Annotated in this window: 12 protein-coding genes; 9 read left to right on the top strand and 3 right to left on the bottom strand. The window is 26.0% G+C overall.

The features are described 5' to 3' along the window. The first annotated feature begins 154 nt into the window (after positions 1–154). Both Q5F54_RS04285 and Q5F54_RS04280 read left to right on the top strand, forming a co-directional pair. On the top strand, positions 155–2,557 hold the full coding sequence (locus tag Q5F54_RS04285) for a PAS domain S-box protein (RefSeq protein WP_281539019.1): 2,403 nt from the start codon (positions 155–157) through the stop codon (positions 2,555–2,557). A gap of 321 nt (positions 2,558–2,878) precedes the next feature. Then, entirely contained in the window at positions 2,879–4,126 is a 1,248-nt protein-coding gene (locus tag Q5F54_RS04280; RefSeq protein ID WP_281539018.1) for an NAD(P)-dependent oxidoreductase, read from the top strand. Between the two features lie 139 nt (positions 4,127–4,265). Here Q5F54_RS04280 and Q5F54_RS04275 read toward each other — a convergent pair whose 3' ends face one another. Then, positions 4,266–4,427 (bottom strand): hypothetical protein, encoded by a 162-nt coding sequence (locus Q5F54_RS04275; protein ID WP_195906821.1) that lies wholly within the window; start codon positions 4,425–4,427, stop codon positions 4,266–4,268. A 454-nt stretch (positions 4,428–4,881) separates the two neighbouring features. Between Q5F54_RS04275 and Q5F54_RS04270 the strand changes: the two genes are divergently transcribed. Both Q5F54_RS04270 and Q5F54_RS04265 read left to right on the top strand, forming a co-directional pair. Further along, positions 4,882–5,802 (top strand): leucine-rich repeat domain-containing protein, encoded by a 921-nt coding sequence (locus Q5F54_RS04270; RefSeq protein ID WP_288526345.1) that lies wholly within the window; start codon positions 4,882–4,884, stop codon positions 5,800–5,802. A 109-nt stretch (positions 5,803–5,911) separates the two neighbouring features. Further along, complete coding sequence (locus tag Q5F54_RS04265; RefSeq protein ID WP_071120758.1) at positions 5,912–6,112, top strand: cold-shock protein; 201 nt, start codon at positions 5,912–5,914, stop codon at positions 6,110–6,112. Positions 6,113–6,157: 45 nt separating this feature from the next. Here Q5F54_RS04265 and Q5F54_RS04260 read toward each other — a convergent pair whose 3' ends face one another. After that, complete coding sequence (locus tag Q5F54_RS04260; protein ID WP_288526343.1) at positions 6,158–10,378, bottom strand: 2-hydroxyacyl-CoA dehydratase; 4,221 nt, start codon at positions 10,376–10,378, stop codon at positions 6,158–6,160. A 170-nt stretch (positions 10,379–10,548) separates the two neighbouring features. Here Q5F54_RS04260 and Q5F54_RS04255 point away from each other — a divergent pair, with 170 nt between their 5' ends. From Q5F54_RS04255 to Q5F54_RS04240, 4 genes are all read left to right on the top strand, one after another. Next, positions 10,549–10,980, top strand: coding sequence for a hypothetical protein (locus Q5F54_RS04255; protein WP_071120756.1), 432 nt, complete (start codon positions 10,549–10,551; stop codon positions 10,978–10,980). A gap of 175 nt (positions 10,981–11,155) precedes the next feature. Then, a complete protein-coding gene (locus Q5F54_RS04250) occupies positions 11,156–11,830 on the top strand; it encodes a L,D-transpeptidase (protein ID WP_302334005.1) in 675 nt (224 codons plus the stop codon). A 262-nt stretch (positions 11,831–12,092) separates the two neighbouring features. Continuing rightward, on the top strand, positions 12,093–13,259 hold the full coding sequence (locus Q5F54_RS04245) for an alanine--glyoxylate aminotransferase family protein (RefSeq protein ID WP_302169447.1): 1,167 nt from the start codon (positions 12,093–12,095) through the stop codon (positions 13,257–13,259). Positions 13,260–13,306: 47 nt separating this feature from the next. After that, the gene (locus Q5F54_RS04240; RefSeq protein ID WP_330644439.1) at positions 13,307–13,912 is read left to right on the top strand and encodes an ECF transporter S component; all 606 of its coding nucleotides are present in this window, start codon (positions 13,307–13,309) and stop codon (positions 13,910–13,912) included. A 59-nt stretch (positions 13,913–13,971) separates the two neighbouring features. Here Q5F54_RS04240 and Q5F54_RS04235 read toward each other — a convergent pair whose 3' ends face one another. Then, a complete protein-coding gene (locus Q5F54_RS04235) occupies positions 13,972–14,979 on the bottom strand; it encodes a LacI family DNA-binding transcriptional regulator (protein WP_288526884.1) in 1,008 nt (335 codons plus the stop codon). A 252-nt stretch (positions 14,980–15,231) separates the two neighbouring features. On the opposite strand from Q5F54_RS04235, the gene deoC reads away from it, so the two are divergent. Beyond that, a partial coding sequence (gene deoC, locus Q5F54_RS04230; RefSeq protein WP_302334004.1) for a deoxyribose-phosphate aldolase occupies positions 15,232–15,517 on the top strand: 286 nt, incomplete at its 3' end.

The raw sequence follows: 15,517 nt of genomic DNA, 5'->3' as shown, positions 1-15,517 counted from the left end.
AAATGCTTCGCCCACGCAGTGGCTCGAGCAACGGACGAAGTCGTTGGCGACATGAGCGAAGCGAATTTTTATTTAAATTTTATAATCTAAAAATGAAAAAATAGGAAAAATATGTTATAATTTTAATTATTGTGTGCAAATTTAGGGGGAATAAATGGAAATTTTATTAGAAAAAGTGGATGAGTATATTTTAATAGTAGATTACAGTGGAAAAATAATTTTTGCTAATGGTAAATTTCTAAAAAAATTCGGATATAAAAAAAATGAATTATGTAATATAAATATAAATGAAGTTATAGCTAATGAGTATTTAGAAATAGATAAAATATCAGCTTATAAAAATGGAGTAAATAAAGAACTAGAAATTATAACAAAAAATAGTGAAAAAATAAAATTAGAAAGTAATATATTTATAGATGAATTTAAAAGTAAAAGAAGTTTGTTTATAGTATCAAAAGATATAAATGAATCTAATCTTACAAAAGAACACATAGAATTATTATTAGATAATATATATACAGGAGCATTTATTAAAGATGCTTCAGGAAAATATCTATATTTTAGCAAAACTTTATGTGAATTCTTTGGTAAATCTAGAGAGGAAATTATAGGTAAATGCGATGAGGAGATTTTTCCATCAAATATTGTAGAAACTTTCAAAGAAACAGATAAAATAGTAATAGAGAGTAAAGTGGGTAAATTATATGAGGATAAAATAAATCTATTTGGAAAAAAAGTTACATATGAAACTTATAAGTTACCTATATATGATGAAAATAATAACTTGAAATATATAGTAGGATCATGTAAAGATACAAGTTTACAAAATATAGCTAAAGATGAAATATTTAAACATTATAGTAAAGCTATTGCTATTAATACTGATGAAAGCCAAGATAGTCTATATAAGTTATTAAATCGTATATCAAATAGTATAATAGAACATTCAAATGCTAAAGGCTTAGCTATAAATCTTTATGATAAAGATAATCTAGAATTAAAACCGTATATAACACTAAAAAATGCAGCTAAAACACTTGCTAGAGTTGATAAAATAAGGATTAGTAAAAATGAAGAAAAGGCTATTTTAGATGGAAAAACTTATAGAGGGTTTAAAGGCATAAATAAAATGCGGAAGAAAACGGATATAGAAAAAATAGATATAGATACTGATGCTATAGTTGATATAAAATATCTTTGTATATATCCTATGATAGTAAGGAATGAATTAATAGGTACATTCTCTATGACTTATAGTAAGGAAGACGCACCAAAGTATAATCAAGATACTTTATTTGAAGAAATTGCATATAAAATTGCAATGCTTATAAAAAATTATAGATTATCTCAAGAATTAAAATTAGAAAATCAAAAACGTAAAGAATCAGAAGAAGAATTGAGTCTTTATTTAGATGTGTCAGTAGATTTAAAAGCAACATTAAATATACATGGGTGTATTATTAAAGCTAATGATTCGTGGGAAAAAGTACTTGGTTGGAGTAAAGCGGAAATAAAAGCTATGCACTATAGTGACTTAATACATCCTGATGATATTTCTATATTAGAATTTTTATATGATCCAAATTATATAGTAGAAGAAATAAAGTATTTAACTATTAGATTATTATGTAAAGATAATACTTATAAATGGATAGAGTTGAGCTTAAAATATGTAAAAGATAAAAATGTATTTATGTCTACAGGTATAGATGTTACTTCTAGAAAAGAAGTAGAAGTAGAAAAGAAAAAATTAGAGGAAGCTATACACCTAGAAAGTATAAGAAATGAATTTTTTGGAAATATATCTCATGAATTTAAAACACCTTTAAATATAATACTTGGAATTGTTCAATTAATAGATAAAAATATAGAGTTAGATAATATAACCAAAGAGAATTTAATACGACATGTAGATATTATGAAACAAAATTCTTATAGGCTACTAAGACTAGTAAATAATTTAATAGATATAAGTAGAATTGACATAGGATATTATAATTTACAACCTTCTAACTACAATATAGTAAAAGTAATAGAAGATATAACTTTATCAATAGCGGAATATGTTAAACATAAAAAAATAAACCTGATATTTAATACAGACGTTGAAGAAATAACATTAGCTTGTGATCCAGATAAAATAGAAAGGGTAATGTTAAATTTATTATCAAATGCAATTAAGTATACAGACGATAATGGAGATATATATGTGTCTTTAAATAAAGTAAATGAAGATGTAGTTGTATCTGTAAAAGATAGTGGAGTAGGAATACCAAATGATAAGTTAGAATTGATATTTGATAGATTTGGACAAGCAAATGATATTCTTTCTAGAAGATGTGAAGGAAGTGGGATAGGACTATCTATTGTAAAATCAATTGTAGAAATGCATGGTGGTAAAATAGAAGTATTTAGTGAAATAGGTAAGGGAAGTGAATTTGTATTTAATATACCTATTAAAATTTTAGAAGAAGAAAATGTTATACTAACATGTGACAATAAGGACTATCACGTTGAGAAATGTAATATAGAATTTTCTGATATATATAGTATATAAAGTTATGGGATAACCCATAACTTTTTTAATGAAAATAATTTATATAAATATAATTGAGGCAAAATTAATATACATTAAAGACTTTTTATAAAAGAGATAGTATAATAAATAATATTAAAATATTACAATAAATTACAAAATAAAACTTAATATATAAAATCAAGTATATTTGGTTGAGTAAAATGAAAAACACTTAAAAACTTTATAAGCATATAGAAATATAAGTTTTTAGGTGGGTTAATGCTAATAAAATGTAGCCAAAAGAATAAGAATTAAAGAAAGATATATATTAAATCTTACTTTGATTTATAGGAGGTAACCATGAAAGCAATAGACATTAATAAATTAAAGGAAGAAGCGAATAGATGTTTTTTATGTAAAGTTCCAAAATGTAAAAAATACTGCCCAATTGATACACAAATACCAGCAGTAATACAATTATTTAAAGAAAATAAAATAGATGAAGCAGGGGAGATATTATTTAATAATAACCCATTATCAGCAATCTGTGGAGTGGTTTGCCCACATGAAGATCAGTGTTTAGGAAACTGTATAAGAGGAATAAAAGATGAACCAGTAAATTTTTACGAAATAGAAAGCTTTATATCTAGGGAGTATTTAAAAAATACTAAATTAAAACAAGAAAATAAGTTAAATGAAAGAATAGCTATAATAGGTTCAGGTCCAGCTGGAATATCATTAGCTTTAATATTAGCTAAAAAGGGATACAAAGTAACTATATTTGAAAAAAGATCACATATAGGTGGAGTTTTACGATATGGTATTCCAAAGTTTAGATTACCAGTAGGAGTTTTAGATGACATAGAAAATATGTTATTAGACTTAAATGTAAAAATAAGATATAATGCGCTAGTAGGGCCAGTAATAACAATAGACAAATTATTTGAAGATGGGTATGATGCAATATTTATAGGTACAGGTGTATGGAATCCAAAGCCTTTAAATATAAAGGGGGAAACATTTGGACATGTACACTATGCAATTGACTATTTAAAATCACCAAACTCATATAGACTAGGTGATAATGTAGTTATAATTGGTGCAGGAAATGTTGCAATGGATGCTGCAAGAACTGCAAAGAACCATGGAGCAAGTAATGTTACAGTTGTATATAGAAAAGGTTTTGAAGATATGACAGCTACAAAAGCTGAAATAAAGGATGCAAAAGAAGATGGAGTAAACTTTGAATTATTTAAAGCTTCAGTTGAAATAATTGATGAAGGTGTTATATTTATAGACACTAAAAAGCTAGATGATGAAAGAAAAACTATGGTTAATATAGAAGGATCAGAGAAGTTGATAAATGCAGACTCAGTTATAATTGCAATTAGCCAAAGTCCTAAAAATAATATAGTATCAAATACTAAGAATATAGATACTAATAAATATGGTCTTTTAGTTACAGATGATGAAGGTCATACAACAAGAGAATGTGTATTTGCATCAGGAGATGTTGTTACAGGAGCAAAAACTGTAGTTGAAGCAGTAGCAAATGCTAAAAAAGTTGCAAATTCAATAGAAGAGTATTTAAAATTAAAGAGAGTATAATTTAATTAAAATTATAAAATAAAAAATAAGGCGTCGGAAATTCCGACACCTTATTTTTTACGTATAAGAAAACTAAGATATGAAAATTTATTTAGATAAAGTATGTTATATCGTTGGAGACATGAGCGAAGTGAATTTTTTAGTAAATATCATCTTCATCTATATCAATAAGACCATAAGATGCTAAAAATTCTTCTTGTATATCAAGTATCATAGCTATAGTATCTTTATCCACCGATTCACCACATTTTTTGAATATAAAGTTTATCATTTCTTCTACTGAAACAGTTATATCTTCCATATTAAATCTCTCCATTAAATATAAGTATTATATATTATTTATATTACAATAATTATAAACAAAATAAAATAATTAAATGAATTAAAATATGTTGTATCATTCAATAAATTACACCTTATGACAAGGGAAACGTTTTACTATATATGGAGAAGCAAAATTTATCAATATTTAATTGATAAAAATAGAATGCACTATAAAATTTAGAATTTTTATTTTGAGCAATGGATGTATCCGTAGTGTAAGCAAGGATATATCATTGGCGAAATGAAGCGTTTCGCCGACACGTCTCTCAAGCGAAGTAAATTTTTTATTATAAAGAACTTTATATGTTAAGTAACATAACTTAATTAATAACAGAAAATAGAGTTTCGAGTAACAGATTTATCTAAAGCTATAGCAAGGATATATAGTTTAAGATATTAATTTGAATATAGGGTTTTAATGAGGTGATACAATGAAGTATATATATATACCAGACATTAAATTAAAAAAAGCTGTAAATGAAGAATTAGTTAAATTACTAGGAAAAAGAGAAATGCTTCAAGATATAACAGACGATGAAATATTAAATATAACATCTTTATATATTGATAGTTGTGGAATAAATGATTTAACAGGATTAAGGTATGCAAAAAATTTAAATTATATAAACTTTCCATATAATAATATAAGTGATATAAATGAATTAAAGTACTTAAGCAAATTAGAAAAAGTTATCTTATGGCATAATAAAATAGAAGATATAAGTCCATTAGGTAATTTACAAAACCTAAAGCACTTAGATTTAGATGATAATAAAATAATAAGTATAGAACCATTAAAAAATCTAAATCAATTAACAACACTTTGGGCTAGCTATAATTATATAGATAATATAAAAGCTTTAGAAAATTTGACAAATCTAAAATATTTATATCTAAATAATAATAAAATAAAAGACATAAATTCATTAAAGAATTTAGTTAATATAGAGTACCTTGGACTTAATTATAATAAAATAAAAGATGTAGAAGTATTACAAAACTTAAAAAATTTAAAAATGTCAGGTATAAGTAAAAATATGATAAATGATTTATCTAAGTTATCAGAATTAAACTTAGAAGGTGGATTTTTTCCTTGGGATCAAATTATAATTGTTAATGCCAAAGCTACATCAGAAAATACTTATGAATTAGATTTAAATTTATTAAAAGATAGAAATGATAATAAGATAAATATAACAAACTTAAATACTGGAATCTATGATAAAGAAAGAAATATTATAAAATGGAGTGATTTACAACTACCTCATAATACCACTTTTCAATTTAACAATGGTCTGTTAGTATATGAAAATAATAGTTTTTATGGAACTGTAATAGTTAAAATTAAGTAAAAAATCAAAAAAATGTATCTTTTTTTATTATTATAGTATATAATTATTTTGTGCTAAAAGCACTAAATATTAAAGAAAGCCTTATATTTAAGGTATGGAGAATTTTAAAATGACTAACGGAATAGTAAAATGGTTTAACAGTGAAAAAGGATTTGGATTTATATCAGTTGAAGGTGGAGATGATGTATTCGCTCATTTCTCAGCTATAAATCTTGATGGATTCAAAACTTTAGAAGAAGGACAAAAAGTAAGCTTTGATATAGTTGAAGGTGCTAGAGGACCTCAAGCAGCTAACATAACTATATTATAATTATAGACAGTTTAGACTTCGAAAGACTCTCAAAAGAGAGTCTTTTTATATATTTTTAAATGCAGTTGAAAGCATTAATTTTATTCTATTTAACTGATTGGTTTCACTAGCTGACGGGTCATAATCAATTGGAATTATATTAGCATCTTTATAAATTCTTTTTAGTTCTTTAATTTGTCCCTTTCCAGTTATATGATTAGGTAAACATCCAAAAGGTTGCATACATATAATATTCTTAACTCCATCCTCAATAAGCTCTATCATTTCACCAGTTAATAACCAACCCTCACCAGTTTGATTACAAGGTGAGATAACCTTTTGAGTACTTTGAGCTAGAACATTTATGCTTTTAGGAGAACTAAATCGACTACTTTTATCAAGATACTTTTTATAAGTTTTTTGATAAGTTTCCATAATCCAGATAGCAGATTTTCCAAATTCTTTATTTATCCATTTGCCATCTAGATACTTATACTTATACAAAGTATTAAAGAAACAGCTATAGAAAAAGTTTATAAGTTCTGGGACAACAGCCTCTCCACCTTCTTTTTCTATAATATCAACTAAAGAGTTATTAGCAAGTGGATGAAACTTAACTAGTATTTCGCCCACTAATCCAACCTTAGGTTTTATATCATCACTTATTTCTAAGGTATCAAAATCGTGTATTATTTCTTTTATATTATTATTAAAAGTAAATATATTAGCTTTATCTAAAGAATCTAAACATATTTTTATCCACTTATTATAAAGGGCATTACTACTACCTTTAACTTTTTCATAAGGTCTTACTCTGTATAATACCTTCATTAATAAATCTCCATAAATCACACTCATAAATAATCTATTTATAAGTTGTAGAGTGACATTTTTCATAATTCCATTTTTTTCGATACCATTAATACTTAAAGATACTACTGGTATATCTTTAAATCCAGCATCATACATTGCCTTTCTTAAAAATCCTATATAGTTTGTAGCTCTACAGCCACCACCTGTTTGAGTTATTACAACTGATGTGTTTTCTAAATCATATTCTCCAGATTGAAGAGCACTTATAATTTGCCCTACTACAATTATTGCAGGATAGCATGCATCATTATTTACATATCTAAGTCCTGTATCTATAATATCTCTTTCGGTATTATCTAAAACCTTTAATTTAAAACCACTTAAATTTAAAGATTTTTGGAAAAATTGAAAGTGAATAGGAGACATTTGAGGTGCTAAGATAGTGTGATTTTTATTTAAAGTACCTTTTTTATATTCTATTTTTTCATTATTAATAATTTCAGTTTTATTATTTGTATCTCTTTCTAGTATTGCAGCCTTTAAGGAACGAAGTCTAATTTTAGCTGCACCTAAATTATTTCCTTCATCTATCTTTATAACAGTATACATCTTTGAACTTTGATTTAATATTTCTTGAACTTGATCAACTGTAACTGCATCTAGCCCGCATCCAAAAGAGTTTAGCTGAACTAATTCTAAATTAGGTTGATCTTTAATAAAGCTAGCTGCATTATAAAGTCTTGTATGATATACCCATTGATCAACAACTCTAAGAGGTCTTTCAACGCTTCCTAGATGAGATATAGAATCTTCTGTAAGAACTTCCATGTCTAAAGAATTTATAAGTTCAGGGATTCCATGATTTATTTCAGGGTCAAGGTGATATGGTCTTCCACATAAAACAATAGCTTTTAAATTATTTTCTTTTATTTTTTCTAATGCTTTTTCTCCTTGAGTTTGAATATCTTTTTTGAAGTTTTCTTGTTCGATTGTTGCTTTATCTACAGCATTATTAATATTTGAATTTGAAATATTAAAATATATTGAAAGTTCATCATATAATCTAGATTTTAATTTTTCTTTATTATTTAAACTTAAAAATGGATTTATGTATGTTATATTATTTTTCCTTATTCCATCAACATTATTTTTTATAACTTCAGAATATGATATTACAACAGGGCAGTTATAATTATTATTAGCATACATATCTTCTTTTTTCTCATTTACAATACAAGGATAGAAAATATATTTTATACCTTTTTCTATTAAGTTTTCTATATGACCATGAACAAGTTTAGCAGGGTAGCATACAGTTTCTGAAGATATTGAAGTTATTCCACTTTCATATAGATTTTTAGAAGATCTATCTGATAATACAACTCTAAATCCAAGTTCAGTAAAGAAAGTGTGCCAAAATGGATAATCTTCATACATATTTAAAGCTCTTGGAATACCTATTTCACCCATTATAGCTTTTTCTTTAGATAATGATTTGTACTTAAATAATCTATTATATTTATATTTAAATAAATTTATATGATTGGCTGGCTTTTTTTCTTTATTATAAATCATTTCACCTTTTTCACATCTGTTTCCAGATACAAATATTTCATTTTCTGAAAACTTATTTATGGTTAATAAGCAATTATTAGAACAACCACGGCATCTATCTACTTCTACATTTAAGTTTATATTACTTAATTCATCTTGCTTCAATAAAGTAGTTTTATATCCATTACTATATTTTTCTAAAGATATTAATGCTGCGCCAAAAGCACCCATAATACCTGCTATAGAAGGTCTTATAACTTCCTTTTTAGTTAATTTTTCAAAGCCTCTTAAAACTAAATCATTGTAGAAAGTTCCACCTTGAACGACTATATTATCTCCTAAATCGTTTATATCTCTTATTTTTATAACTTTAAATAAAGCATTTTTTATTACAGAATAAGAAAGACCAGCAGAAATATCAGAAACATTTGCTCCTTCTTTTTGAGCTTGCTTTACTTTAGAATTCATAAATACAGTGCATCTAGAACCTAAATCTACTGGAGACTTAGAGTAAATACCTATATGTGAAAATTCCTTAATATCCATAGATAGAGAAGTGGCAAATGTTTCTAAAAAAGATCCACATCCTGAAGAACATGCTTCATTTAAAACTATGCTATCTATAACACCATTTTTTATCTTTAGACATTTCATATCTTGACCGCCAATGTCTAAGATAAAGTCTACATCTTTATTAAAGAATTTTGCAGCTTTAAAATGTGCAATTGTTTCAATTTCTCCATAGTCTATTTTTAAAGCCTTTTTTATAAGCCCTTCTCCATATCCTGTTACAGTAGAAGAAACTATTTTACTATTAGATGGTAAAATATTATATATTTTATTCATTATATCTATAACCACCTCTAATGGTTTACCTTCATTACTACTGTAATGAGTATATAATAAGTTACCCTTGTCATCTATTAGGGCTGCCTTAGTTGTAGTAGAACCAGCATCTATTCCTAAAAAACAATTTCCATTAAATTTACTTATATCACAAGTTTTTATAGTGTTTTTATTATGTCTTTTTATAAATTCATTATAATCATTTTCATCTTTAAATAATGGATCTAATTTATCTGTAGTATTTAAGTCATCAATATTTAAACTTTGTATTTTTTTTATTAAATCATCTAACTTTATGGCTTCTTCTTTTTTTGATAACAAGCTAGCTCCCATAGCAACATATAGTTGTGCATCTTCGGGGAATATTATATCTTTATCATCTAACTTTAATACGCTTTTGAAACGATCTCTAAGACTAGGTAAAAAATGAAGGGGACCTCCTAAAAAAGCAACCTTACCTTCGATTTTTCTACCACAAGATAAAACACTTACAGTTTGAACAACGACTGCATTAAATATGCTCATGGCAATGTCACTTCTTTTAGCACCGTCATTTATAAGAGGCTGAATATCTGTTTTAGCAAATACTCCACATCTAGACGCAATAGGGTAAATTACATTATAGTCTTTTGCTAATTCATTTAATCCAAATGTATCAGTTTGTAAAAGAGAAGCCATCTGATCAATAAAAGCTCCTGTTCCACCTGCACATATTCCATTCATTCTTTGATCTATTCCACCTGTTAAATATGTAACTTTAGCATCTTCTCCACCAAGCTCAATTACAACATCTGTCTCAGGGTAAAAATACTCTATAGCATGAGTAGATGCAATAACTTCTTGAATGAATTTTATATTAAGTTTTTGTGATATATCAATACCACCAGAACCCGTTATAACTATAGTAACTTTTGAATTTTTAAGTTTATTATATATATTAACCAAAACCTCACTTAAAGCTTTTTTTACATCAGAAAAATGCCTTTTATATTCTTTATATACTATATTATTATTAGTATCAAAAATAACTGTTTTGACTGTTACAGAGCCAATATCAATACCTATATGAAACATACTATGTCACCCCACAATCCATAGATATATTAACAAATTATTTATAATTAAAATTTATGCTAAGAAAGATATTTATATGAAGTATACTTTTTAACGCTATAAATAAATATATTTGTGTTAAATATATTTATTTTGTAAATACTAATTTATATTAAAATTAGGAGGAAGCTATGGGAAAATATAGATTAGATTATTTTTCAAAGTACTATTTTTATGAAGAAGATAAATTTTCACAAGAAGTAGAAGAGGGAGATTATATATTAGAACAAATAAAGAAAAGTAATAGATTTGATTATAAAGGGCATTCATATAAATATACTAAATTTGGAAATATATCAAAGAGTGACACACAAAGAGATGTAGAAGTAGAAATACCTCAAGATGATATAAATATAATTATAAATGGTGAAAGTGCACACCTTGATTTAATATATAAGTTTGAAACAAAAAAGCTTGAAGATCACATAAGAATAACAACAAGAATAAGTGAAAAAAATGATGATATATCATGTATTTTATACATAGACTATAATCAAGGAAATGAATTTGTAAAAGAGCTAGAAGGTGTAAAAAAAGCACAACAAGAAAATATGAATAAGTAATAAAAAATACACCAGTAAAATATCTGGTGTATTTTTGTAAATAAAATTTTTATATTTAATCACTGTTCTTGAAATAAATACATATGTAATAATAAGTATTTTTTATTGTTAATATGTAAGTTTTTATTATACTATATAAAAGGCAGAGGTACACTTAGCAGCTGGAGGATTAATAATGTATAAATTATTAGATAGAATAGATAAAATGATACCTTTGTCTACATTATTGAAAAGGTATTTAAATAAAGAGATAATTACAAATGAAGAAACTAAAGATAGTAATCAAATAATATTTGTAGTAGGTACTAAGGGCTACAATGCAAAAATATATTTATATGATAAAGAAGATGATAAAACTTGGACGAAAAGATTAAGTGTAGATGGATATGTTGGACAAAATGGTATAACAAATAATAAAAAAGAAGGAGATAGGAAAACTCCATCGGGAATATATGGATTTGATATAGCATTTGGTTTAGCTGAAAATCCAGGTACAAATATAATATACAAACAAATAAATAAAAATGATTATTGGGTTGATGATCCAAATTCAAAATATTACAATAAATGGGTAGATATAATGGAAGTAGATAAAGACTTTAAAAGTGCAGAACATTTATATGACCATAAAATAGCGTATAAGTATGGATTAGTTATAAATTACAATACTGAAAATATAATAAAGGGAAAAGGCTCAGCTATATTTTTTCATGTATCAACTAATGGACCGACTCATGGATGTGTTAGCGTTGATGAAGATACTATGGTAAAAATATTAAAAATATTAAAACCATATGCAAAAATAATTGTAGCTAAAGATAGATATAGTATTTCAGAATTATTTAAATAAAATAAGAAAATTATTAAGAGTAGTATCAGATAATGAAGAGTTGTATTAAAGTATATAGTACAACTCTTTTATTATGTGAATAACTCGTAGTCTAGTATGTATTTTGAAATACTTAATTGACTATAAACAATTTAGCTTTATAATTTAGATTGTATATATTAATGTACCCATACAATTTTAAAATTAATTTAAATTATACCATACAAAACAATATTAATATATAATAAGCGTTATAAAAGTTAATTAAAAGAGGGGGATACATATGAATAATAAATTTGTTTATACACCGGGACCAACTAGAGTAAGAGAAAACGTAAGATTAGAAATAGCTAAGGAAACGACTAACCCAGATATAGATGTAGAGTTTTGTGAGTTTTATAAAAATACTTGTAAAAAGATGTCATCTATATTAAACACAGAAAATGATGTTTATATATTAAGCGGAGAAGGAATATTAGGACTTGAAGCTGCATGTGCATCACTGACAGAGCCAGGAGATAAAGTTCTTGTTATAGATAATGGTATATTTGGAAGAGGATTTGATGATTTTGTAAAAATGTATGGTGGAGAAGTTGTATATTTCTCAGGAGATTATACTAATGAGATAGATATAGAAGAATTAGAAAAATTTCTACAAAAAGAAAATGATTTTAAATACGCAACAGTAGTACATTGTGATACTCCAACAGGAGTATTAAATGATTTAAGTAAAATATGTCCATTACTTAAAAGATATAACATATTAACTGTGGTAGATTCAGTAGCGGCTATGGTTGGAGAAGAAATAAGAGTAGATGATTGGCAAATAGATATAGCACTAGGTGGTTCACAAAAAGCAATATCTGCACCAACAGGGCTTACTATAGTAAGTATAAGTGAAGATGCTAAAAATTCTATGAAAAATAGAAAAATGCCTATAGTAGGATTTTATTTAAATTTAACTATATGGGAAAAATACTATGAAAATAAATGGTTCCCATACACTATGCCAATTAACGAAATAATAGGACTAGATAGAGCTATAGATAATATATTAGAAGAAAAACTAGAAAATGTACTAACTCGTCATGAAAAAATAGCAAGTGCAACAAGAAAAGCATTTACTGAATATGGTCTTAAGTTATATTTAGAAAGTGGTTATTCAAATACAGTAACAGCAGTAGAAATACCAGAAAATATTGGTGCATTAAACTTAACTAAGCATATGCTGGAAAAATACAACACATTAGTTGCAACATCGTTATGTGATTATAAAGATAAGCTTTTAAGAATTGGTCATATGGGGGAAAATGCAAACTTAGAATTTATAATATATGTATTAAATGTTATAGATAGAAGTTTAAAAGATCTTGGATTTAATGGAAATGGAAGTTTGGTTGAATTATTTAATAAACACTACTTAAATTTATTAGAAATAGATTTTGTATAAGAATATATATTAAAAAATAGGTAATTTAAGAGAATTAGGAGGATAAAATGAATACTACAACTAAATCAAATAGTAAAGAATTTATAGAAATACCAAGTAATTCGACAATGGCTAAAGACATAACTTCATATAAAAAAAATAAATTTACAACAAGAGACTTAGCAGAAACATCACTGTTAATAGCATTAGTATTTATAGCAACTAGATTTATAAATATAAGATTACCACTGGCTTCAACAGGAGGACTTGTTCATCTAGGAAATACAATGCTATTTATAGCAGCTATTGTATTTGGAAAAAGAAAAGGTGCCATAGCTGGAGCATTTGGTATGGGACTATTTGACTTATTATCAGAATGGGCAATATGGGCACCATTTACATTTGTGGTAAGAGGGGTAATGGGATATATAATAGGTAGTATAGCTTGGTCAGGAAACAAAAAAGGTGAAAGTATTAAAACTAATATATTTGCAATAATAATATCTGGAGTATGGATGATATTTGGTTACTATGTAACAGAAATGATACTTTATGGCAATCATGCAAAAGCAATGCTTTCAATACCAGGTAATATAACTCAGATAGTTATAGGACTTGTTATAGGAGTACCTATAGCAAAAATATTGAGAAAATATATAAAGTCAAATATATAAAATATAGTAATAAAAAGGTGAAAGTAAATTATAAAGTAATAAATTTACTTTCATCTTTTTTAAGTAGTTTTTCGTTTTATAAGTTTAATAGGAATTATAATATCCTTTTTACTATCTACAGTTTCTTCATTAATTAAGTTAAGCAATAACTCAGAGGATTTAAAAGCTAATTCCTTTTTATCTTGATAAATAGTAGTTATAGGAGGATTACAGTATTTAGATACATAAGTACCATCATATCCAACAATCTTAACTTTATCAGGAACTGAAATGTTATGTTGCTGCAAAGCGACTAAAGCACCATGGGCCCTCCATTCATTAGTAGCAAATATGCCATCAAACTCTATATTATTATCAATTAAGTTATTTATAGCTTGCATAGCATCTTCAAAGCTTCCATTTTTTAAATCAAGCCTTAATGTAAGATCTTTATATATAGGTATATTGTGCTTTTCCATAGCACTTTTAAAACCCTTAATTTTATTATCAACAGAAGATGAATTTCTATTATTAGTAAGTAAAACTATGTGCTTACAACCATTATTTATAAGTTCTTCAGTTGCATAAAATCCACCTTTATAGTGATCTGATTCAACACAATAGTAGTCTTTATAATCCTTATTATTTATAAATACAACAGGTATATTTCTTTTAATACACTTAGCTGGATCAATAGAAATAGCAGAAATACAAATGATACCATCTACTAACTTAGAATCTAAACTTTTAAAATAGCTTTTTTCTTTAGATTCATCTTGATTGGTATTACATATAAACACAGAATAACCATGACTAAAAAAGTATTTTTCTATTTCTAAAACTAATTCAGAGAAAAAGCCATTATTAACATCGGGTACTATTACACCAATAGTTTTTGATTTGCTTATCCTTAGGCTTTTAGCAGCCATGTTAGTTGTATAATTGTATTCATCTATTATTTTCATAACTCTTTCACGCGTTTCTTCTGAAAAGCGACCATTGTTATTTATAACTCTAGATACTGTAGCAACAGAAACTCCACTAAGTTTTGCAATTTGCTTTATAGAAATATTTTTGTTTTGTTTCATAGGTTCTCCTTTATTAGATAAGTAATTATCCATAATCATAAAGTTATAATATCAAAGTTAAGATATAAAGTAAATAATCATAGAGTTTGTTTGAAAAAATATTGACAGTTAGAAATAATTCTGCGATAATCAAGTCATAAAGAAATGAGTAAACGATTACGCAAGAAAAATTTTTATGTTAAAACAGTTTATATTTTATTTATATGAGTAATCGTTTACTCATATTATACATATTAATTTTGGAGGATAGATATGAATAGTACACAAATAGCGAAAATGATAGATCACACAATACTAAAAGCTACAACAACTAAAGAAGATGTAGTTAAAATATGTAAGGAAGCAAAAGAATATGGATTTTTCTCAGTTTGTATAAATCCAGCAAATATAGAACTAGCAAAAGAGGAACTAAAAGGAAGCGATGTAAAGGTATGTACAGTAATAGGTTTCCCTTTAGGAGCAAATACTTCAGCTGTTAAAGCATTTGAAACTAAAGATGCAATAGCTAAAGGTGCAGATGAAGTTGATATGGTTATAA

Source organism: uncultured Romboutsia sp., assembly GCF_958366745.1.
In the GTDB taxonomy this organism is placed as follows: Bacteria; Bacillota; Clostridia; order Peptostreptococcales; family Peptostreptococcaceae; genus Romboutsia; species Romboutsia timonensis.
This window is presented reverse-complemented; position numbering and strand designations above follow the sequence as displayed.